Consider the following 23532-nt stretch of genomic DNA (forward strand, 5'->3'; position numbering starts at 1 on the left):
AAACAATGACGTCTTTAATATTAGCAAGTATCGGAGTCTTCCTTGTGGTGATCATCCTGCTTGTCATTATACTGCTCGTTGCGAAGAGCTATCTTTCTCCTTCGGGCGAGGTTACGATTACGATGAATGGAGAGCAACAACTGAAAACATCTCAGGGTGGTACACTGCTGGGTACGTTGTCTGCCAACAATGTGTTCCTTTCATCGGCTTGTGGTGGTAAGGGTTCGTGCGGACAGTGCCGTTGCCAGGTGCTCGAAGGCGGTGGCGAGATTTTGCCTACCGAAACCGGTTTCTTCTCTCGTAAAGAACAGGCCGATCACTGGCGCCTCGGTTGCCAGGTAAAGGTGAAACAGGATATGTCTATCAAGATCGACGAGTCTATCCTGGGTGTGAAAGAGTGGGAGTGCGAGGTGATCTCGAACAAGAACGTGGCTACGTTTATCAAAGAGTTTATCGTGGCTCTGCCTCCGGGCGAACACATGGACTTCGTGCCGGGTTCGTATGCTCAGATCAAGATTCCTACCTTCTCGATGGATTATGATAAGGATATCGATAAGAGCCTGATCGGTGACGAATATCTTCCGGCATGGGAGAAATTCGGTCTGCTGGGCTTGAAGTGCCGCAATGACGAGCCGACTATCCGTGCTTACTCTATGGCCAACTATCCGGCTGAAGGTGACCGCATCATGCTGACTGTACGTATCGCTACTCCTCCTTTCAAACCGAAAGACCAGGGACCGGGCTTTATGGATGTGATGCCGGGTATCGCTTCTTCTTACATCTTCACGCTGAAGCCGGGTGACAAGGTGACCATGAGCGGCCCTTACGGTGACTTCCACCCGATCCTCGACTCGAAGAACGAAATGATGTGGATTGGTGGTGGTGCAGGTATGGCTCCGTTGCGTGCTCAGATTATGCACCTGACGAAGACACTGCATATCACCGACCGTACGATGAACTACTTCTACGGTGCCCGTGCACTGAACGAGGTGTTCTATCTGGAAGACTTCCTGCAGATTGAAAAAGATTTCCCGAACTTCAAGTTCCACTTGGCACTCGACCGTCCGGACCCTGCAGCAGACGCAGCCGGCGTGAAGTATACAGCAGGTTTCGTACATAACGTGATTTACGAAACTTACCTGAAGAACCATGAAGCTCCGGAAGACATTGAATATTACATGTGTGGTCCTGGCCCGATGAGCAAGGCTGTTGAGAAGATGCTCGACGATCTTGGTGTTCCGGCTAAGAACCTGATGTTTGATAACTTCGGTGGATAATCCTTCGGGAATTATAATAAAGAAACTGCTTTCGGCTGTCCGGAAGCAGTTTTTTTTTATCTTTGTGTCATCGTTAAAAAATGTGGAAGAAACAATGAATGGATTGAAGGAGATACTCGATAGGTTGAAAATAGAACAGCTCAATCCGATGCAGGAAGCATCTATTGAGGCATTTAATAAAGGTGGCGAAGACCTGATATTGCTTTCGCCCACAGGTTCGGGCAAGACCCTTGCTTTCTTGTTACCGTTGGTCGGTAGTCTGAGGGCTGATGTGAAAGGAGTACAAGCTGTGGTGCTGGTGCCTTCGCGCGAGTTGGCGTTGCAGATAGAGCAGGTGTTCAAGGCGATGGGAACAGAGTTCAAGGCAATGAGTTGTTATGGCGGACGTCCGGCAATGGAAGAGCATCGGACGATGAAAGGAATGCAGCCGGCGGTTATCATCGGTACGCCCGGCCGTATGAACGACCATCTCTCCAAGCAGAACTTCGATGCAAGCACAGTGAGCCTGTTGGTGATCGATGAATTTGATAAATGCCTGGAGTTTGGTTTTCAGGAAGAGATGGCAACGGTTATCGGACAGTTGCCCGACTTGAAACGACGTTTTCTGACTTCGGCAACAGATGCGGAAGAGATTCCGCAATTTACAGGACTGAACCGTACGATAAAGCTTGATTTCCTGACAAACGATGTGGAGGAATCACGTTTGCGGTTGATGAAGGTGGTTTCGCCTGCTAAAGATAAGATAGAAACCCTCTATAAGTTGCTTTGTACGTTGGGAAGCAGTTCGAGTATTGTTTTCTGTAACCACAGGGATGCGGTGGACCGTGTGAGTGCCTTACTAACGGAAAAAGGAGTTTCCAATGAACGCTTTCATGGAGGTATGGAGCAACCGGATCGGGAACGGGCACTGTATAAGTTCCGTAATGGCAGTTGTCCGGTGCTGGTGTCTACAGACCTGGCTGCCCGCGGACTTGATATCCCGGAGGTGGAGCATATCATTCATTATCATATCCCGGTGAATGAAGAAGCTTTTACTCATCGTAACGGACGTACTGCCCGCTGGGATGCGACGGGTACTTCTTATCTGATATTGAATCCGGAGGAACGCGTGCCGGATTATATACCTTCGGAACTCGATATCTTTGACTTACCGGAGAACGCGCCCCGTCCGTCTAAACCTCAGTGGATAACTATTTATATAGGTAAAGGGAAGAAGGACAAATTGAGTAAGATCGATATTGCCGGATTCCTCTATAAGAAAGGAAATCTGGCGCGTGAAGATGTTGGAGCAATCGATGTGAAGGACCATTATGCTTTTGTAGCCGTGCGGCGGTCTAAGGTCAAGCAATTGCTGACGCTTATACGCGGTGAGAAGATCAAAGGGATGAAGACGGTGATTGAAGAGGCGGATTAAAACGGATTTATTTGATAGAGGGGGCACGGCACCACCGATTTCACCGATTACTTTTAGTTTTATTGCTGATAAGGTAAATCATCAATCTGTGTCAATCTGTGAATTTAGTGGTGAGATCGCAAGAAACATTCACCGCAGATTACATCGATTACTTTTAGTTTTATTGCTGATAAGGTAAATCATCAATCTGTGTTAATCCGTGAATTCAGTGGTGAGATTGCAAGAAACATTCACCGCATATTACACCGATTACTTTTAGTTTTATTGCTGATAGGATAAATCATCAATCTGTGTTAATCTGTGAAATCTGTGGTGAAACAGCTTTCCGGAGCCTGGCTCTTCCTTCCCTACATCCCGGCGCTCCGGGCACTGTACCCCGGCGCTCCGAACATTGTACCCCGGCGCTCCGGTTGTCCGCCCCCGGTTCTTTACGGTCTTTGCCTCTTCTTCTTATAAATATTCACTTTTTAGTCACTCTCTCTTTCATTTCAAAATAGATAGCCTTGTAATAATATCAGTTTGAACTTTTTTCTACCATCTTGGCATGTATGGATAACAAAATGGTGTATAATTCCTGCATAAACCATTAAAAAGTAAGATAAATGCCCTCTGAGATTGTAATTTTATAGAGAAACGTTTGTTGAGAGGAAATAAATTCGTAAATTCGCCATGTCAGTAGACATAAAATAACGAAATTGTATAACCAAAAACACTCATCAAATGAAAAAGCATAATTTCAGTGCAGGCCCTTCCATTCTCCCTCGCGAAGTAATAGAAGAAACAGCGAAAGCTATTCTCGATTTCAACGGTTCAGGTCTTTCTGTTTTGGAAGTCAGCCACCGAGGCAAAGATTTTCAGGCAGTCATGGACGAAGCCGTAGCTTTGTTTAAGGAAATACTTAATATCCCCGAAGGGTATTCGGTACTTTTTTTGGGCGGTGGTGCCAGTATGCAGTTCTGTATGGTACCTTACAACTTCCTTGAAAAGAAAGCTGCTTACCTGAACACCGGTGTTTGGGCGAAGAAAGCGATGAAAGAAGCGAAAGGGTTTGGCGAAGTGGTTGAGGTAGCTTCTTCGGCTGACGCAAACTATACGTTTATCCCTAAAGACTTTACCATACCTGCTGATGCAGACTATTTCCATGTGACAACCAACAACACGATTTATGGTACAGAGTTGAAGGGAGATCTCGATTCACCGATTCCGATGGTTGCCGATATGTCATCTGATATTTTCTCTCGTCCGGTAGATGTTTCGAAGTACATCTGTATCTATGGTGGTGCACAGAAGAATCTGGCTCCGTCCGGTGTCACTTTTGTTATCGTAAAGGACGATGCAGTGGGCAAAGTGTCACGTTACATCCCGAGTATGTTGAATTACAAAACCCATATTGACGGCGGATCTATGTTTAATACACCTCCCGTATTGCCTATATATTCTGCGATGCAGACTTTGCGCTGGATCAAAGCTCAGGGTGGCGTGAAAGAGATGGATCGCCGGGCTACCGAAAAGGCAGATATGCTGTATGCCGAGATAGACCGCAACAAGATGTTTGTGGGAACGGCTGCTAAAGAGGACCGCTCACGCATGAATATCTGTTTCGTAATGGCACCGGAATACAAAGATCTTGAAGCCGATTTCCTGAAATTCGCTACGGACAAAGGTATGTCCGGCATTAAAGGACACCGTTCTGTAGGTGGTTTCCGTGCATCTTGTTATAATGCGATGCCGAAGGAAAGTGTACAGGCGCTGATTGACTGCATGCAGGAATTTGAGAAACTTCATTAATAATGTGATTTCACCACAGAGTGCCATAATTGAAGAAGAAAGACAAATCTGTGTCCCTCTGTGGTGAATTATCCCCAAAACATAACAAAGGAAATGAAAGTACTTGTTGCAACCGAAAAACCATTTGCCAAAATTGCCGTAGATGGTATAAAGAAAGAAATAGAAGGAGCCGGATTCGAATTGGCTCTGCTTGAGAAATATACAGATAAGGCTCAATTACTTGATGCGGTGAAAGATGCGAATGCCATTATCATTCGCAGCGATATCATCGATGCGGAAGTGCTTGAGGCTGCGAAGGAATTGAAAATAGTAGTCCGTGCAGGTGCCGGATATGACAATGTGGACTTAAACGCCGCTACCGCACACGGTGTGTGCGTAATGAACACTCCGGGGCAGAATTCGAATGCCGTGGCCGAATTGGTGTTCGGGCTGCTCGTTTATGCCGTCCGCAATTTCTATAATGGAACGTCGGGTACGGAACTGATGGGAAAGAAACTGGGTATCCACGCTTATGGCAATGTGGGACGCAATGTGGCACGTATTGCCAAAGGATTCGGCATGGAGCTTTACGCTTACGATGCTTTCTGCCCGAAAGATGTGATTGAAAAAGATGGAGTGAAAGCCGTCGACTCGGCCGAAGAACTTTACAAAATTTGTAATATCGTCTCACTGCATATTCCGGCTACAGCCGAAACAAAGAATTCCATTAACCGTGATTTACTGAAGAATATGCCGAAAGGAGCTATTTTGGTCAATACGGCCCGTAAAGAGGTGATCAATGAGGATGAACTGATTCAGCTGATGGAAGAACGTCCGGACTTTAAATACATCACCGATATTATGCCTGCTGCCAATGCGAAGTTTACCGAACTCTTTGCCGGACGTTATTTCTCAACACCGAAGAAGATGGGTGCTCAGACTGCCGAGGCAAATATCAATGCAGGTATTGCTGCGGCGAAACAGATTGTAGGCTTCCTGAAAGAGGGTTGCGAAAAATTTAGAGTGAACAAATAATCCCCAGTTTTATGGCAACAATAAAACCATTTAAAGGCATCCGCCCTCCACAGGACTTGGTAGAACAGGTCGCATCACGTCCGTATGATGTGTTGAACTCAGAAGAGGCTCGTGCAGAAGCTGCCGGAAACGAGAAATCACTGTATCATATCATTAAACCTGAAATAGATTTTCCGGTCGGAACAGACGAACACGACGAGAAAGTCTATACCAAGGCGGCAGAAAACTTCCGTCTGTTTCGCGATAAAGGGTGGTTGGTGCAGGATGATAAAGAGAATTATTACATCTATGCCCAGACCATGAACGGCAAGACGCAGTACGGACTGGTGGTAGGCGCTTATGTGCCCGATTACATGAACGGCGTTATCAAAAAGCATGAACTGACCCGGCGTGATAAGGAAGAAGACCGTATGAAGCATGTTCGTGTGAACAATGCCAATATCGAACCGGTATTCTTTGCTTATCCCGATAATGCAGTGCTCGACACTATCATCCGGAAGTATACGGCTCAAAAACCGGTATACGACTTTATTGCTCCCGGTGACGGATTCGGGCATACTTTCTGGGTGATTGATGATAACGATGACATTGCTGTGATCACAAAAGAGTTTGCTGCTATGCCGGCACTTTATATTGCCGACGGACACCATCGTTCGGCCGCTGCCGCTCTGGTTGGAGCCGAGAAGGCGAAACAGAATCCCGGTCATCGCGGAGACGAAGAATATAATTACTTCATGGCTGTATGTTTTCCGGCGAACCAGTTGACTATTATTGATTACAACCGGGTGGTGAAAGATCTCAATGGTCTGACACCTGCCGAATTCCTGACTGCTCTTGAAAAGAATTTTGTGGTAGAGGAGAAGGGGAAAGAGATTTATAAACCCGCTGCATTGCATAATTTTGCCCTTTATCTGGAAGGTAAATGGTATAGCCTGACAGCCAAACCGGGAACTTATGACGACAATGATCCCATTGGGGTATTGGACGTGACGATCTCTTCCAATCTGATTCTGGATGAAATTCTGGGTATCAAAGATTTGCGTTCGGACAAACGGATCGATTTTGTGGGAGGTATCCGTGGCTTGGGTGAGCTGGGCAGACGGGTGGATAGCGGAGAGATGAAAGTGGCACTGGCCCTTTATCCCGTTTCAATGAAGCAACTGATGGATATTGCCGATACGGGAAACATTATGCCTCCGAAAACCACTTGGTTCGAGCCGAAACTGCGTTCCGGACTGGTGATACACGAGTTGGAATAAAGAGCGTATTGATGTAGAAAAAGAACGAGGATGTTACTCTAAAACAGAGGAACATCCTCGTTTTGCATTCCGGGCTATCCAAATATGTACGTTTTTCCGTATCTTTGTGACCGAAGTAATTATTATCTGAATAGATCTATGGGACGAAAAGAAGAATACAAGTTGCAGAACGAGCAATTCATGCAGGCATTACGTGCCGAAGCGGATGTATACGAATTGCCTTGTGGCATATTATATAAGGTTTTGGAGGAAGGTAGTGGTACCGCTACTCCCCGGCCCGGCAGTGTGGTGTCTGTCCATTACAGGGGGACACTGATCAATGGACGGGAATTTGATAATTCCTGGAAACGGAACTGTCCCGAAGCTTTCCGTTTGAGTGAGGTCATCGAGGGATGGCAGATCGCTTTGCAGAAAATGCGGGTGGGAGATCGTTGGATAATTTACATCCCGTATACCATGGGGTATGGGACACGTACCAGTGGTCCTATTCCGGCTTTTTCGACCCTGGTTTTTGAAGTACAGTTGTTAGGTATAGCCTGAACCACTAAAAATGATTCCGGATATCATGTCAGAAGATACATACAAAACCATTACTGAAGTTTCAGAAGGTACCTATACCGAGAAGCGTAGTAAGTTCATTGCCATCGCTCTTCCGGTGCGTACATTGGAAGAGATTAAGAATCACCTGGAGACGTATCAGAAGAAATATTACGATGCCCGTCACGTCTGTTATGCTTATATGTTGGGGCACGAACGTAAAAACTTTCGTGCAAACGACAACGGAGAACCTTCCGGTACGGCCGGCAAACCGATTCTGGGACAAATTAATTCCAACGAACTGACGGATATTCTGATTATCGTGGTTCGTTATTTCGGGGGAATCAAGTTGGGAACCAGTGGATTGATTGTGGCTTATAAAGCCGCCGCCGCGGAGGCTATTGCCGCTGCCACTGTTGTAGAGAAAACGGTGGATGAAGAAGTAACCGTGCTTTTTGAATATCCGTTTATGAACGATGTGATGCGGATTGTGAAAGAGGAGGAACCGGAAATTCTCTCCCAGTCGTATGATATGGATTGCAGCATGACACTTCGCATCCGACAGTCGGTGATGCCTCGCTTAAGGTCTCGGTTGGAAAAAGTGGAGACTGCACGTATTTTAGATGAAGAAGAAGGAAATGAATAAGAGAAAGAATAAGACAGGGGGGAGGTTTTCTTCCCACACATAATAAAAAGATAGATAGAATGGCATTTGAAGCAACAAAAAGAGAGTGGAGTGAGCTATATGTTTTTTTTCGTCTGCTGGCGGACGGAAAAGTTTCTCTCGGAACTCCACAAGCAAAGAAAGAAGATGAAAAGTGCTGGCCCATTGCGATGATTCAGCGTGAGGAGCATGATGGCACCCGGTGTTATTATATCGAAGGAGAAGATATCCGGATGGAAGGTGAGAAAGTCGGAAAAAGCTTGCCCCGCGAAGATTTTGCAACGGTGGCTGACCTGATTCTGAATGCGATAAAAGGTTCGTCTACCGATGAAGTCACTTCTCCCGATGGGGTGGAGGAGTTTTTGGACGAAGCCGGAATCTTTGATCTTGAAGCACGGACGGAAGATCGTACCGATTTCTCAATCGCCTTTTGGCATCCCGAAGCTCCGTTAGCCGGTTTCAATGTCCGTTCGCGTCTGAGTGCGATGAATCCGTTGCTGGATGGGGGACGTGCTGCAAACCTGAAATTGGAGCAATCCGGTGTAAAGTTTGCTGCACCTACCGTAAATAAAATTAATGCCCTTCCCGAATCGCCTACGGAGGTTGCCGAGCGTATGATGATGATCGAACGTCTGGGAGGCGTGTTGAAATACTCGGATGTGGCAGACCGTGTGTTTCGCTGTAACTTGCTGATGATTGACTTGCATTTTCCCCGTGTGTTGGCAGAGATGGTGCGTACGATGCATCTGGACGGCATCACACGTATCAGTGAACTGACCGAACTGATGAAGACAGTAAATCCTCTCAAGATAAAAGAAGAGTTGATCAGTAAGCATGGTTTTTATGAATTTAAAATGAAGCAATTCTTATTGGCGCTCGCTTTGGGTATGCGCCCGGCAAAGATATACAACGGGACGGACTCGGCTGTTGAAGGTATATTACTGGTTGATGGCAGTGGCGAGGTGTTGTGCTATCATAAGTCGGAAAAGAAAACGTTTGAAGACTTCCTTTATCTGAATTCACGTCTTGAAAAAGGATCGGTTGATAAAGACAAGTATGGATTCCTTGAAAGGGAGAACGGTGTATACTATTTCAAACTGAATGCCAAGATTGGTTTAATTAAAAGATAAGGAATACAATAATAATAGATATTCATGATGAAAACCAATGAAGTTTTAGAAACGATTAAGGCACGCCGTAGTGTGCGTGTCTATGATAAAAAGCAGGTACCGTCGGAAGACTTGAATGCCATACTGGAGGCAGCTACCTATGCACCGAGCGGCATGCATTATGAAACGTGGCATTTTACGGCAGTCCGTAATGCGGCGAAACTTGAAGAACTGAACAATCGTATCAAGGGAGCATTTGCTAAAAGTGACGATAAGCGCCTTCAGGAACGTGGACATAGTGAGACTTATTGTTGTTATTATCATGCTCCGAGTTTGGTCATTGTTTCTAATGACCCTACCCAGTGGTGGGCCGGGATGGACTGTGCCTGTGCCATTGAGAATATGTTTTTGGCAGCCCGTTCTTTGGGCATCGGTTCTTGCTGGATCAATCAACTCGGGACGACTTGCGATGATCCGGAAGTCCGGGCGTATCTGACCTCTCTTGGAGTACCCGAGAACCATAAAGTTTACGGTTGCGTAGCTTTGGGATATCAGGCAGAAGGTGTATCGTTGAAGGAAAAAACGGTGAAAGAAGGTACAATAACCATTGTGGAATAGAGTATCGGATTCAAGTTTAAATTCACCACAGAGTAACACAGGGTATCACGGAGTAGAAATTACAAGAGATAAACTCTGTGATACTCTGTGAACTCTGTGGTGAATCAAATTAATTTCAGTCGAAACAGCCGTAGCATGTCGGCAATAGTTTGCGGTCGCCCAATGTATTATCGACACGGGCTACATTCACCCAAAACTTATTTTCACGTACACTTTCTATCGGGTATGCAGCTTTTTCACGCGTATAGCAGTGTTCCCACCGGTCGCTTACTACTTCATACTCGGGGTGTGGAGCATTTATAAGCACATTGTCCCCCTTATCGGCTTCACCGTTCTTCACTTCCTGAATTTCATTCCAGATGGTCAACATCGTATGGATGAAGTTATCCAATTCGGCGAGGCTCTCACTTTCAGTCGGTTCAATCATCAGTGTGCCGTGAACCGGGAAGGAGAGGGTAGGAGCATGATAGCCATAATCCATCAGACGTTTGGCAATATCATTTTCACTGATACCTGTCTCTTCATATACTTTCCGACATTCCAGGATCATTTCGTGTCCCACAAAGCCATTGGCTCCCCGGTATACGATGCCATATGTATCTTTCAGACAGGCTGCCAGATAGTTGGCATTCAGGATTGCTATTTTGGTTGCCATTGTCAGTCCTTCGGTTCCCATCATGCGGATATAGCCGTAAGTGATGGGCAGAATGCCTGCACTGCCAAATGGAGCGGCAGAAACCTCGTTCTGTGAGTTTCCGAACAGTCCGTGTCCCGGAAGGAATGGTACCAGATGTTCGGCTACACAGATCGGGCCTACACCGGGACCGCCGCCACCGTGAGGAGAAGCAAATGTTTTGTGCAGATTCAGGTGGCAAACATCTGCACCGATAAATCCCGGATTCGTTAATCCTACCTGAGCATTCATGTTGGCGCCATCCATATATACCTGTGCTCCGCAATCGTGAATGATCTGGCAGATTTCCACAATTTCCGTTTCGAAGATACCATGTGTGGAGGGATAGGTGATCATTAACGCAGCCAGATCCTCCTTGTTTTCTTCAGCTTTGGCGCGGAGATCGTCCATGTCTACGTTTCCGTGTTCATCGCAAGCACAAGTCACGGTAGTGAAGCCTGCTTGTATGGCAGATGCCGGATTGGTCCCGTGGGCAGATGCAGGGATTAATACTTTGTTCCGGTGTCCTTGTCCGATGCTTTCAAGATAAGCGCGGATGGTGCGTAGTCCGGCGTATTCACCGGCAGCACCGGAATTGGGTTGCAGGCTCACTCCGGCAAACCCGGTGATAATCTTCAACTCTTCGCTCAGGTTGTGGATCAGTTCGCGGTAACCGGCAGCCTGGTCTTCCGGAACAAGCGGATGCATGCACATGAACTCGGCACAACTCAACGGTAGCATTTCGGCAGCTGCATTCAACTTCATGGTGCAGGAGCCAAGTGAAATCATTGACTGTGCCAGTGAAATATCTTTGCGGTCAAGGCGCTTGATGTAGCGCATCATTTCCGTTTCCGTGTGATATTTAGAGAATACTTCGTGTGTCAGATAGGGGCTCTGGCGTTTCAGTTCTTTGCAGATGGTACTTGTTTCGGGTACGTCATCCACTTTCTGGAAGTCTTTTCCGGCAGCAATAGCAAAGATAGACAATAGGACGTTAACGGCTGCTATATCGGTCGTTTCGTCAATGCTCAAGCCTACATCGCCATTATCAAAGTAGCGCAGATTCACCTCTTTACTTAAAGCGATGGTGCGGATTTGCTGTGCTGAGATGCTATCGGGCAAGATAAAACGGAGGGTATCAAAGTATTGTTTGTTTACCTGCTTATATCCCAGTTTCCCGATATTTTTTTCAAGGAAAGCAGCGATGCTATGGATGCGTGAAGCAATGTTACGGATACCTTCCTGTCCATGATAGACGGTATAGAATCCGGCCATCGTAGCCAGTAATGCCTGTGCGGTACAAATATTTGAGGTCGCCTTTTCTCGTTTGATATGCTGTTCGCGCGTCTGGAGTGCCATGCGGTAACAGAGTTTGCCATACTTGTCTTTTGACCATCCGATGATACGTCCCGGCATGTTACGTTTGTATTCGTCGCGGGTAGCGAAATAGCCAGCCGAGGGACCACCGTAGAACATCGGAGTACCCAAACGCTGTGTAGTGCCGAATACGATGTCTGCCCCCCATTCTCCCGGAGGTGTAAGCAGGGCGAGGCTCAGGATGTCGGCAGCCACAGCCACTTTGCAGTTGGCTGCATGTGCTTTTTCCGTAAACTCACGGTAGTCTTCCGCATTACCATTCGCATTGGGATACTGTAAGACGCAAGCAAAGAGATCGTCTGTAAATTCAAGTTCACGGAACTTTCCGGTACGGATTTCAATTCCTTGCGGGATGGCTCGGGTAGTGATGACAGCCAGGTTTTGTGGGAAGATGTTCTCGTCGATAAATACCACATTGGCTCCGGATTTTTGCTGGTTGCGTGAACGCAGAGCGTACATCATTGTCACAGCTTCGGCAGCGGCGGTTGCTTCATCAAGCAGAGAGCAGTTGGCCAATGGCATGGCAGTCAAGTCGCATACGGCGGTTTGGAAATTCATTAAAGCTTCCAGTCTGCCTTGCGAAACTTCTGTCTGGTAAGGAGTATAGGAAGTATACCAGACGGGGTTTTCGAAGACGTTGCGTTGGATGACTGCCGGAGTGATTGTGTTGTACCACCCCATGCCGATATAGGTCGTGAACAACTTGTTTTTGCTTGCCAACTCGGCAATGTGGCGGGCAAATTCATATTCGGTCATCGGCGCAGGCAGTGCCAGAGGTGCTTTGAGCCGGATATTGGCTGGAATGGTTTTATCAATCAGTTCGTCGAGCGAACCAACTCCAATTTTCCGGAGCATTACTTCGGCATCCGCTTTGTTGACGCCGATGTGACGGCAGGCTAATAAATCGGTTTTCATGTTATTAATGATTTATTTATAATAAGGTTTGTTGATATTCTCTTACCTGAAGAACGGATTTTCCGCCTTCTCTATCCCAATGGTAGTCGGTGCGCCGTGCCCCGGATAAACGATTGTTTCGTTGGGCAGCACGAACAGTCGGCTACAAATATGCTCTTTCAGTTCATCAAAGTTGCCTCCGGTCAGGTCTGCCCGGCCGATGCTTCCCTGAAACAATACATCTCCTGAAAACATGCAGTTTTCTGCCTGGCAATAATATACAAGACTTCCGGGAGAGTGTCCGGGTACATGGATTGCCTCCAGCGTTGTATTTCCAAAAGTTATGATATCCCCGTCATGCAGGTATTTTCCCAATGGCACAGGTGCCTCGTTCAGCTGAAAACCAAACATGCGGCTCTGCTTGGGAGCTTCGTCTATCCAGTACTCGTCCGCCTGGTTTGCTTCGGCAGATAGTCCGAACTCACGGAGCATGAATGGATTACCGAAGATGTGATCCAGATGTAAGTGAGTGTTCAGCAGATGTTTTACGTTCAGATGGCTGGTGACGATGAAGTTCTTTAAAGCTTGTTTCTCTTCGTCATAAAAGCAGCCTGGGTCTATCACGACTGCCTCGTTCGTTTCATCCCATAACACATAGCAGTTTACGGGAAACATATTGAACTCAAATCTCTTTATTTTCATGACTATGTTGTTTGATCGTTTAAATCGTTACATATACCACTTTCTTGGTCTGGAAAAACTCTTCGTCGAAATCCTCACTCAGGCTATGCATGGTTGTCTTGTGCTTGAACGGCATTGCTTCATGTTCCAACTCGCCGCCTTTCAGGCAGATTAACCCGTTGGGGAGGGCATTCTGCTGTTTGGACGAAATGTTCTTCCGGATTATCTTTATCAAATCGGCCAGGGGCATCACGGCACGGCTTACGACAAAGTCGAATGTTTGTTTTTCCTCCTCGGCTCTGGCATGACGGAAAGTGACGTTCTTTAGACCGATGGCATTGGCCACTTCGGTTGCTACACGTACTTTCTTTCCAATGCTGTCCACCAAGTGAAACTTTGTATCCGGAAAAAGAATAGCCAGCGGGATACCGGGGAATCCGCCTCCGGTGCCAAGATCCATAACTTTGCTACCCGGATGGAAACGAATGACACGGGCAATTCCCAGTGAATGGAGCACATGATGTTCGTACAAGTTTTCGATGTCTTTGCGCGAGATTACGTTGATTTTAGAATTCCAGTCAATGTAAAGTTCGTAAAGAGCTGCGAATTGTTTGCGTTGCTCTTCCGTCAAGTCAGGAAAGTATTTAAGAAGAAGCTCCACTCCGGTTTCCCCTCCGGTAGAGGGGAGGGAGGAAGTTTGTTCTGTTGTATCCATAAGGTTGTAATATATCTGTATTTTAATAAAAAGGGTTAATCTATTGAGCTTTCATCTCTCCGATGATCGGGTTGCTGCCCAGCATGTGCTCCATCATCTCGTATGGAATCTTAATTTCTACCGGTCCCATGGCATACGGAGTGATGTCGTATACATTATAATAGAAGGTAATGCCCTCTTTGTCGAGGTAGAAGTTTTCTGTCGGGGCGATATCTCCGGTAGAACCGTAGCCCATATCTTCAAGTGCTTCATGGGTCGTTACTTTTTTGTCTGCCATCAGCTGGTTCCATAACAGGTCGGTCAGTGCTTCCTTATAATCACCTGTGAAAATGTCATCCAGCTTCAGTGGACGCAGGTTTATCAGATCCATATTAAGGAAGGTTGTCATGTAAATGCCATGCGCGCCTCCGGTATATTCATTGTAGTTGATGCGATAAACCAACAGGTTCTTATAATAGAGTTGCACGTGGCTCTCTATTCCTTTATAATACGAATACCATGCGCCGATGGACCCTTCGCTTTCTTTGTTCTTTTCGTCTTCGGCATACATGGGTTCAAGGTCTGTGCGATATTCCTTTACGTAATGTTCAGTATATTCCTTTACCACCTTTGCCGGTTTTTCACCGATATATCCTTCTCCGAAGCAGGCAGCTATAAAGTAGCTGTTCAGGCTATCCTTCAATTTGTTGTCCGATGACTTCACCGGATACGTGAAATTGATGGTCAGGTTACATGCCGGCTTTGCCGTATCTCCGAAGAGATGTGCCGTTTCGTTCACTTGTATGCTGTCGAATTCCAGCGCACCGGTATTCTTGTTCATCTTGTCACCACAAGAAAATAAAAAGCCACTTGTAGCAAGTATTATCGCAAGCAGACTGACATATTGTTTTTTCATAAGGGGTTCTTCTTTAAATTCAACATTTATATAATCGTTCACTATCGACAAATATAGTTCATATTAGTGAATCGGCAGCATAAAAAAAGAAAAAAGAATGAGGAGAGCTGGTTAAATCTGCTTATCTTTGCAACCGTTATGAAGAGATTCCGCTATATACTTGCTGTTATTCTTTCCCTCCTTATAGTATATGTAGGGGCGGGAGTCTCTGTCGTTCAATATTGTTGCAGTGGTTGTGAGACGGCAAATTGCTGTTGTGCCGACAAATGCGGCTTCTGTGATAAGTTCGATTTTGAATTCCATAAATCGTGCCGGGGTGAGGGATGTACGGCGACTATCTATAAACTTGACCTGGTGAAGCAGGCGTTCGAATCTTCTGTCCCTGCTCCTGTCAGCGTATTCCTTTGCAACCAGGTATCGGATCTGCTGTGTGCGCTTTTCAGTGACGGGGTGTTGGAAACTCCTTATGTAGTACCGCCACCTAAAACCAGTTCCCGGCATTATTTAGCTCTTTATTCTACTTTGCTTATTTAGTTTCTTCAATATTTTACTGTTTGGATTGCATCACAGATTGCACAGGCTTTCACTATTTAAGGGTTAATACCGTTGATTATTGAAGCGGGACAACTTGTGTTCTTCTGTGTAATCTGTGGTGAATCCTACTTATTTCTTATTGAATATAAACCAAATAAAAAAGACAAACGAAGTTATTTAATGAAATATATATTATTGACCGGACTGCTTCTCGGCAGTCTGACTGTACAAGCGCAAGTGAGCGGTACGGTGAAAGATCAGGCCGGCGAACCGATTATCGGTGCCAACGTTTTCTGGAAGAATATTCCTGGTGGGGTAGCCACTCGTGAGGACGGTACTTTTTCCATATCCAAACCCGACAGGGGCAGTCATCTCATTGTAAGTTTTGTAGGTTACGAAAACGATACCATACAAGTGAAAGACAAGAACGCCGTTCTGGACGTAGTACTTCGCGAGGGGATGGAACTGAGTGAAGTGAATATTGTCAGTCGTAAGTTGAGCACACTGAAGCTGCGCAACAGCGTGATGAACGAAGAGATCATTACCAGTGACGAGCTCTGTCGTGCAGCATGTTGCAATCTTGGTGAGAGTTTTGTCACCAATCCTTCAGTGGACGTCAGCTATTCGGATGCCGCTACCGGAGCGAAGCAGATCAAGTTGCTCGGACTATCGGGAACTTATGTGCAGATGCTGACCGAGAATATTCCGAACTATCGCGGTGCTGCTTCTCCTTACGGGTTGGGTTATGTTCCCGGTCCCTGGATGCACAGCATACAAGTATCCAAGGGGATTTCGTCCGTGAAGAATGGTTATGAAGCCCTTACCGGACAGATCAATGTTGAATTTAAGAAGCCGCAACTGCCTGAGGCGGATTGGGTTTCGGCCAATCTTTTTGCCAGTACCACCAATCGTTATGAGGCGAATGCGGATGCCACGGTGAAACTTTCCAAACGATGGAGTACTTCGTTGCTGGCACATTACGAAAATGAAACGAAAGCACATGACGGCAACGATGACGGCTTTGCCGATATTCCCCGGATAGAGCAGTATAATTTTTGGAACCGTTGGGCCTATATGGGTGACCACTATGTGTTTCAGGCAGGCATCAAAGCGCTGGACGAAAGCAGAAAAGGCGGTCAGGTGAGTCATAGCGGCGTGCCGGCAGCCGATCGCTATGCTATCGATATTGAAACCCGCCGTTACGAGGCTTTTGCCAAGAATGCCTATATATTTAATAAGGAGAAGAATACGAATCTTGCGCTGATTCTGTCCGGTACGCTGCACAACCAGGATGCGCTTTATGGACGTAAGATTTATGATGTTGACCAGTCCAACGCTTATGCTTCGCTGATGTTTGAAACCGAATTTACAAAGCAACACAGTCTTTCGGCGGGATTCAGTTATAATTATGACGGATATGACCAGCATTACCGTTTGACCAACAATGCTGACACTCCGTTGACGAAGGCTTTTGCACGCGAATCGGTAGGAGGAGCTTATGCGCAGTACACTTTTAATCTGGAGAATAAACTGGTGGTGATGGCCGGACTTCGTGGCGACCATAGCAGTGAGTACGGCTTTTTCGTGACTCCACGTGCCCACATTAATACAACCCCAATGACTTTGTTCATTTCCGTCTTTCTGCCGGAAAAGGGTATCGTACGAATCACGTGCTTGCCGAAAACAATTATCTGATGGCAAGTAGCCGGAAGGTAAGTATTGCCGGTCACCTCGACCAGGAAGAAGCGTGGAACTATGGCGCAAGTATATCGGGTTACATTCCGCTTTTCGGGAAAACGCTGAACCTGAATCTGGAATACTATTACACCGACTTCCTGAAACAGGTCGTTGTCGATATGGATACGAATCCCCATGAGGTGGCATTCTACAATCTCGACGGACGGTCGTATTCACAAGTGTTTCAGGTGGAGGCTACCTATCCGTTCTTTCAGGGTTTTTCGCTGACAGCTGCCTATCGTTGGACAGACGCCAAGACGACTTACAATCACCGGTTGATGGAGAAGCCGCTGACCGGGAAATACAAAGGACTTGTAACCGCTTCTTATCAGACTCCGCTGGGCTTGTGGCAGTTTGATGCCACCTGGCAGATGAATGGAGGAGGACGTATGCCCGATCCGTATACACTTGCTGACGGCACTCCTTCGTGGGATGCCCGTTATAAAGGCTTTAGTCAGCTTAGTGCACAGGTGACGCGCTATTTCCGTCGTTGGTCGGTATACATTGGAGGTGAGAACCTGACAAATTTCAAACAAAAGAATCCGATTATCGATGCAGCCAATCCTTGGGGAGATCATTTTGACTCGACTATGATATGGGGACCGGTACATGGAGCAAAGGGATATATCGGAGTGAGGTTTAACCTGGCACGAGATTGAAAGAGAGTAGAACGAACGACTAAAATTATTGATTACTAATACTTACATTCATGAAGACTAAAAAAATGATTGCCACACTGGTGGTGGCTTTACTTTCGGTGACTGCCGTTGCGGCAAAAGACTTTCGTACCGTTGTTTTCAAAGTGGCACAGATGGAGTGCGCCAACTGCGAACGAAAGGTGAAGAACAATATCAAGTTCGAAAAAGGACTTAAAAACTTTAAGACTGATTTGAAAACTCAAACCGTCACCATCACTTACGATGCGGAAAAGACGAATGTTGAAAAACTGAAAGAAGGCTTTCGGAAATTTAAATACGAAGCTGTAGTCATAAAGGAAGCAAAGGAAACGGACAAGAAGTGAACATTGTTCTTTACCTCATTGTTTATTAGATAGTATATATAATAATAGATTATGGGTAATATTATAAAGAAAGCGTTTCCTGTACTGAACATGCACTGTGCGGGGTGCGCTAATAATGTGGAAAAAACAGTGAAGAAATTGGCCGGTGTGGTAGACGCATCGGTCAACTTCGCCACAAACACACTGTCCGTTTCGTACGAAGCCGACAAGCTGACTCCCGGAGAAATCCGTGCGGCCGTACTTGCCGCAGGTTATGACCTGATAGTGGAAGAGGCCCTGAAAGAGGAGCGTCAGGAGGAGGCCCAGGAGAAACATTACCGACTGCTGAAGCGGCAGGTCATCGGTGCATGGATCTTCGTTGTCCCCATGTTGCTGTTTTCTATGGTCTTGATGCATGTGCCCTTCTCTAACGAGATTCAGTTGATACTCGCCCTTCCCGTGATGATTTTCTTCGGAGGTTCTTTCTATGTCAATGCCTGGCGGCAGGCACGTTTGGGGAGGAGTAATATGGATACCCTGGTGGCACTCAGTACCTCCATCGCCTTCCTGTTCAGCGTCTTCAACACATTTTTTCCCGAATTCTGGTATAACCGAGGACTTGAACCTCACGTTTACTATGAGGCGGCAGTAGTCATCATCGCTTTTGTGCTGACCGGTAAACTGATGGAAGAGCGTGCCAAGGGGAATACCTCTACTGCCATTCGGAAGTTGATGGGACTTCAACCCCGTGTGGCCCGTGTGCTTCGGGGAGGAGTTGAAGAAGATATCCTGATAGACCAGTTGCAGGCAGGCGACTTGGTGGTGGTACGTCCCGGTGAGCAGATTCCCGTAGACGGGCGGTTGTCCGAAGGAGAATCTTATGTAGACGAAAGTATGATCAGCGGCGAACCGATTCCCGTAGAAAAGAAAACGGGCGACCGTGTATTGGCGGGAACTATCAACCAGAAAGGCTCTTTTGTGATTAAAGCCTCCAGTGTAGGAAGCGAGACGGTGCTGGCACGCATCATCCGCATGGTGCAGGAGGCTCAGGGGAGTAAAGCGCCCGTACAGCGCATCGTAGACCGGGTGACCGGAATCTTTGTGCCTGTCGTGCTTTGTATTGCCGTGCTGACGTTTGTTATCTGGCTTTTGGTGGGAGGTACCGATTATTTCTCACACGCCCTGCTTTCGGCAGTATCCGTACTGGTCATTGCCTGTCCGTGTGCTCTGGGACTTGCCACACCTACCGCTCTGATGGTGGGCATAGGCAAAGCAGCCAGTAATCATATCCTGATTAAGGATGCGGTTGCCCTCGAGCAGATGCGTAAAGTAGATGTAGTGGTGCTCGATAAAACCGGGACGTTGACCGAGGGACATCCCACGGTTTCCGGATGGCTTTGGGCACAGGTGCAGGAAGAGCACTTCAAGAATGTCCTGTTGGCGGCCGAACTTAAATCCGAACATCCGCTTGCCGGAGCCATTGTCTCTTCTCTGCAGGAAGTGGAGAAAATAGTTCCTGCCCAACTGGACAGCTTTGAGAGTATCACCGGAAAAGGAATCAAGGTGGTTTATCAAGGGGAGACTTATTGGGTGGGTAGCCACAAGTTACTGAAAGATTTCAGCGCTTCGCTCTCTGATGTGCTTGCCGAAATGATGGTGCAATACGAATCGGATGGAAACAGCATTGTATACTTTGGCCGTGGCAGTGAGGTGCTTGCCGTAATTGCCATTGCCGATCAGATAAAGCCGACTTCGGCCGAGGCTGTGAAAGAGTTGAAACGTCAGGGGATCGACATTTGTATGCTGACCGGCGACGGACAGCGCACGGCACTTGCCGTATCGGGTAAGTTGGGCATCGACCGCTTTGTGGCAGATGCCTTGCCGGATGATAAAGAAGAGTTTGTGCGTGAACTCCAGATGCAGGGAAAAACCGTAGCTATGGTAGGTGACGGAATTAACGACTCACAGGCGTTGGCACTGGCCGATGTCAGCATAGCGATGGGGAAGGGGACGGATATAGCCATGGATGTAGCAATGGTTACGTTGATGACATCCGACCTGCTGTTGCTCCCCCGCGCCTTCGAGTTGTCAAGACAGACTGTGAAACTGATTCACCAGAATCTGTTCTGGGCATTTATCTATAATCTCATAGGTATCCCTATTGCAGCCGGCATCCTGTTCCCTATCAACGGACTGTTGCTGAACCCGATGCTTGCCAGTGCGGCAATGGCATTCTCAAGTGTTAGTGTAGTACTGAATTCATTGAGTCTGGCCAGAAAATAACAAGTCCTTTCAAAACAAACTCACCACAGAGGACACAGAGTAAACTTCAAGTCATGGATGATCAACATGAATACTCTGTGGCCTCTGTGGTGAAAATCTTTTTGCCACGAAAGGTGTCAGCTGTTTCTGAATTCCAGCGGACTCATGCCTACATATCTCCTGAAGTACTTTCCGAAAAAAGAAGCACTGGGGAAGTTCAACGAATAGGCAATCTCCTGAATGGTCATGTGAGTCGATTTCAATTTGGCTTTCGCGTCGATAATGACCACATAGGCTATCACATCCAGTACGTTGCGTCCTGTCACTTGTTTGACTGTGGTACTGAGGTGTTGCAGTGATATTCCCAACTTGTCTGCATAGAACTGGGCACGGCGTTCCTCCGCATAATGCTCTGTGACCAATCCTACCAATTCGCGGCAGATTTCTTCTTTACGGTTCGTGTTGTGATCTTTCCGGGAATATTTCTGATAAATCAGTCCGACGGCGGTCAGAATAGATTTCAAAGATACTTCCGTCATCTCGGAGGGAAGAGAGAACCTTTCATCACATGTCACTCGTGCCAACAGGGAGAAGTAATCTTTTAGATAACTGGCTATATCCTCCTGTAATTCCACAATCGGGCACTCGGTTATCTTAGAGAAAGAGCTGACCATCGATTTTATCAGGTTGATTCGTTCTACACATTCCGACGAGAATCCGGCGAAGCATAAACGTACTTTCTCTGTCCGTTCGCGGAACTGGATGATAGTGCCCGGCAGCAGTGTGATCAGATCGTTCGGTTTTATTTCGTAATCGATCAGGTTAATGGTTGCGGTCATCTTACCTTCCGTACAAATAGCAAAGATGCCGGCTTTCAGCCTGCACGATTGTTTGTAGATATTCAAGATATCTTCAGTTACATCATTCCATGCCAGAAGTTCGCATGGGAGATCTACTTGTGGAAAGTCAAACTTCATATTACTTTCTTTTTTTGAATCACGCAAATATACACATTTTCTTTTATTTCTTTATCTTTGTCCGTATGAAAACAATTACAACCGATTGGGAACTTATTCCGTATTCTGAAGCATGGAGCCGACAGACGGAATGGTTCGATGCCCTCGTCCATGCCAAGCAGGGCGGAGAAAAGTACGAGAATCGCATCATTTTTTGTGAACATCCGCACGTTTATACTCTGGGGCGTAGCGGAAAGGAAAATAATATGCTGCTGGGAGAGGAGCAACTGAAGGCTATCGGTGCCACCCTCTATCACATCGACCGTGGCGGCGATATCACCTATCATGGTCCCGGGCAATTGGTGTGTTACCCGATTCTTAATCTTGAGGAGTTCGGATTGGGGCTGAAGGAATATGTACACTTGCTGGAGGAAGCCGTTATCCGTGTCTGTGCATCTTACGGCGTCGAGGCCAGCCGTTTAGAGAAGGCGACAGGAGTCTGGCTGGAAGGTGATACGCCCCGTGCCCGTAAGATATGTGCGATAGGGGTTCGGAGCAGTCATTACGTGACGATGCATGGACTGGCGCTGAATGTGAATACCGATTTACGCTATTTCAGTTACATTCATCCTTGCGGTTTTATCGATAAAGGCGTGACTTCCCTTCAGAAAGAACTCGGACACAATGTTGATATGGACGAGGTAAAAGAGAGGCTGGGGAGCGAACTGCTTACTTTCCTTTTGTCAAAATGATAATCAGACCTCTCTGGTTTGCTCTGTTTGCATCCAATGATACGGTTGCCTGGTAAAATCGCCCTCCTTACAGGTTGGCGATTTTATGTTTGATGCCGAAAGACTTTAAGAGTTGGCATGATGTAAGTGTGGCGAAGCTAAATGCGTGAAGAGTTGTATCAATGGATGCTTACGGCTTTCTTTTTGACAGTCGGGACTCGTTCGTTTACGGTATGCAACCAGAGAATAATCCTTCTCTTTTTAACGATAAAACCATAACAACAGATGTAAAGTGGGAAAACATATAGAGATAATTTGAAAAGAAGTAAGCATTTCAGCGGAATGCAACCGTCTTTCGGGTCGAATGCTTACTTCTTTTCATAGAAATCCCGGCTCTTTTCGGGGCAGACCCCGGCTCTCCGGACGCAAAACCCCGGCTTTTCGGGAAGAAAAGTCCTGTTTTCCGTCTTCTGTGCTTCCCGTTGCCGTTGAAAAGCAGAAGGGGCTGTCAGGAAATAAGGCTATTCTCTTTCTTACTGAAAAGAAAAATCCCCGAAACGCATCAAAATGGTTTCGGGGATCAGATAAGTCCGGTATGGTTTGTTTCCGGTTTATTTCTTCATTCTCAGCACTCTGATACCTGTCAGTGATTTTCTGTCTTTCAACATCTGGCTCAGTGCACTCTTGTCTACTATTACCTTGCCTTCTTTGGACGAAGCATGCAGCAGGTGCAGCTGTCCCTTGATGTAAATGGCAATGCCCATGTGGCTTACGTCCAACCCCGGAGTATTGGTGGTCAGGGCAATAATGTCCCCATTCTTGATCCAGGGCAATCCGTCCGGCTCCAGTTTGTCTTTCGGCAGGTAATGAACCTCTTTACCGCTCAGTGCCTTTTCATACTTTGCCATCTGCGCTACATTTTCCGGAGAGTTCTTCAACGATTTGTAGAGTTGCGGATGTGTGCTCATGTAAGAGATCGACAGTTTCTGTGTGAAAGGGCTGTGGGCAGCCGTTACGTCTTCAAGAAAGCCTTGGCGGACACCATTATTGATCCAGTCGGATATATAATGCAGACGAGAGGTATAACCGTCAATTTTTCCGTCGCGATAGCGGATACGTTGCAGGTTACGGGCAAAGTCACTTTCCTGCATGTCGTCTCCCTGTTGCGGGCAGAGTGCCATTGCCAATGCATATTCTACGAAAGTGGTGCAGTCCACCTCGTCACAATTGATAATGAGGTCTTCTGCATCGTCTACTTCAAGGGTACCTGCCTTATAGGGGGTATCAACGAACCCGAGTCCGTTACTCAGCACCAGACTGTTCTCCTGTGCTGCAACTGTTCCGGCCAATAGGCTGGTACATAACAAAAGTGTACGAATTGTTTTCATCTTTATAAA

At 46.7% G+C, this 23532-nt stretch carries 19 protein-coding genes and 1 pseudogene; 14 read left to right on the forward strand and 6 right to left on the reverse strand.

Annotated features, from left to right (window positions below; translation table 11 throughout):
* Positions 1-5: 5 nt before the first annotated feature.
* The 9 genes from nqrF to G7Y45_RS12205 all read left to right on the forward strand — a co-directional run bounded on the left by nqrF (position 6) and on the right by G7Y45_RS12205 (position 9680).
* Positions 6-1277, forward strand: coding sequence for an NADH:ubiquinone reductase (Na(+)-transporting) subunit F (gene nqrF / locus G7Y45_RS12165; RefSeq protein ID WP_005776994.1), 1272 nt, complete (start codon positions 6-8; stop codon positions 1275-1277).
* 94 nt (positions 1278-1371) lie between these two features.
* Complete coding sequence (locus G7Y45_RS12170; RefSeq protein WP_005805377.1) at positions 1372-2691, forward strand: DEAD/DEAH box helicase; 1320 nt, start codon at positions 1372-1374, stop codon at positions 2689-2691.
* 720 nt (positions 2692-3411) lie between these two features.
* Positions 3412-4479, forward strand: a complete 1068-nt coding sequence (gene serC / locus G7Y45_RS12175; RefSeq protein WP_005776999.1) for a 3-phosphoserine/phosphohydroxythreonine transaminase — start codon at positions 3412-3414, stop codon at positions 4477-4479.
* Positions 4480-4572: 93 nt separating this feature from the next.
* Positions 4573-5493: an NAD(P)-dependent oxidoreductase gene (locus tag G7Y45_RS12180; protein ID WP_005777001.1), complete on the forward strand. Its 921-nt coding sequence runs from the start codon at positions 4573-4575 to the stop codon at positions 5491-5493.
* 11 nt (positions 5494-5504) lie between these two features.
* Entirely contained in the window at positions 5505-6752 is a 1248-nt protein-coding gene (locus tag G7Y45_RS12185) for a DUF1015 domain-containing protein (RefSeq protein WP_032536128.1), read from the forward strand.
* Positions 6753-6890: 138 nt separating this feature from the next.
* Positions 6891-7292, forward strand: a complete 402-nt coding sequence (locus G7Y45_RS12190; RefSeq protein ID WP_005805382.1) for an FKBP-type peptidyl-prolyl cis-trans isomerase — start codon at positions 6891-6893, stop codon at positions 7290-7292.
* Between the two features lie 25 nt (positions 7293-7317).
* Complete coding sequence (locus tag G7Y45_RS12195) at positions 7318-7935, forward strand: YigZ family protein (RefSeq protein ID WP_005805385.1); 618 nt, start codon at positions 7318-7320, stop codon at positions 7933-7935.
* A 59-nt stretch (positions 7936-7994) separates the two neighbouring features.
* Positions 7995-9083 carry an HpaII family restriction endonuclease gene (locus G7Y45_RS12200; protein ID WP_005805387.1) on the forward strand — a complete coding sequence of 363 codons (1089 nt, stop codon included), beginning with the start codon at positions 7995-7997 and terminating at the stop codon, positions 9081-9083.
* A 27-nt stretch (positions 9084-9110) separates the two neighbouring features.
* Positions 9111-9680, forward strand: coding sequence for a nitroreductase family protein (locus G7Y45_RS12205; protein ID WP_032530916.1), 570 nt, complete (start codon positions 9111-9113; stop codon positions 9678-9680).
* Between the two features lie 115 nt (positions 9681-9795).
* Here G7Y45_RS12205 and gcvP read toward each other — a convergent pair whose 3' ends face one another.
* From gcvP to G7Y45_RS12225, 4 genes are all read right to left on the reverse strand, one after another.
* On the reverse strand, positions 9796-12645 hold the full coding sequence (gene gcvP, locus G7Y45_RS12210; protein WP_165014598.1) for an aminomethyl-transferring glycine dehydrogenase: 2850 nt from the start codon (positions 12643-12645) through the stop codon (positions 9796-9798).
* Between the two features lie 42 nt (positions 12646-12687).
* Positions 12688-13326 carry an MBL fold metallo-hydrolase gene (locus tag G7Y45_RS12215; protein WP_165014601.1) on the reverse strand — a complete coding sequence of 213 codons (639 nt, stop codon included), beginning with the start codon at positions 13324-13326 and terminating at the stop codon, positions 12688-12690.
* A 19-nt stretch (positions 13327-13345) separates the two neighbouring features.
* Positions 13346-13966 (reverse strand): 16S rRNA (guanine(527)-N(7))-methyltransferase RsmG, encoded by a 621-nt coding sequence (gene rsmG, locus G7Y45_RS12220; RefSeq protein WP_032530915.1) that lies wholly within the window; start codon positions 13964-13966, stop codon positions 13346-13348.
* A gap of 94 nt (positions 13967-14060) precedes the next feature.
* Positions 14061-14915 carry an RsiV family protein gene (locus G7Y45_RS12225; protein WP_165014604.1) on the reverse strand — a complete coding sequence of 285 codons (855 nt, stop codon included), beginning with the start codon at positions 14913-14915 and terminating at the stop codon, positions 14061-14063.
* Between the two features lie 138 nt (positions 14916-15053).
* Here G7Y45_RS12225 and G7Y45_RS12230 point away from each other — a divergent pair, with 138 nt between their 5' ends.
* From G7Y45_RS12230 to G7Y45_RS12245, 4 genes and pseudogenes are all read left to right on the forward strand, one after another.
* Entirely contained in the window at positions 15054-15449 is a 396-nt protein-coding gene (locus G7Y45_RS12230; RefSeq protein ID WP_165014606.1) for a hypothetical protein, read from the forward strand.
* Between the two features lie 180 nt (positions 15450-15629).
* Positions 15630-17845, forward strand: a pseudogene (locus G7Y45_RS12235) (TonB-dependent receptor domain-containing protein).
* A 50-nt stretch (positions 17846-17895) separates the two neighbouring features.
* Entirely contained in the window at positions 17896-18207 is a 312-nt protein-coding gene (locus G7Y45_RS12240; protein ID WP_005777023.1) for a heavy-metal-associated domain-containing protein, read from the forward strand.
* Between the two features lie 51 nt (positions 18208-18258).
* Positions 18259-20469, forward strand: a complete 2211-nt coding sequence (locus G7Y45_RS12245) for a cation-translocating P-type ATPase (protein WP_005805402.1) — start codon at positions 18259-18261, stop codon at positions 20467-20469.
* 116 nt (positions 20470-20585) lie between these two features.
* On the opposite strand, the gene G7Y45_RS12250 is transcribed toward G7Y45_RS12245, so the two are convergent.
* Complete coding sequence (locus G7Y45_RS12250; RefSeq protein ID WP_005777027.1) at positions 20586-21425, reverse strand: helix-turn-helix domain-containing protein; 840 nt, start codon at positions 21423-21425, stop codon at positions 20586-20588.
* Between the two features lie 65 nt (positions 21426-21490).
* Between G7Y45_RS12250 and lipB the strand changes: the two genes are divergently transcribed.
* Entirely contained in the window at positions 21491-22156 is a 666-nt protein-coding gene (gene lipB, locus G7Y45_RS12255; RefSeq protein ID WP_032530863.1) for a lipoyl(octanoyl) transferase LipB, read from the forward strand.
* 590 nt (positions 22157-22746) lie between these two features.
* Here the strand turns inward: lipB and G7Y45_RS12260 are convergent.
* Positions 22747-23523, reverse strand: a complete 777-nt coding sequence (locus G7Y45_RS12260) for an N-acetylmuramoyl-L-alanine amidase-like domain-containing protein (protein WP_032530914.1) — start codon at positions 23521-23523, stop codon at positions 22747-22749.
* Positions 23524-23532 lie beyond the last annotated feature (9 nt).

It is taken from the genome of Bacteroides sp. ZJ-18 (assembly GCF_011038705.2).
Classification (GTDB): Bacteria; Bacteroidota; Bacteroidia; order Bacteroidales; family Bacteroidaceae; genus Bacteroides; species Bacteroides hominis.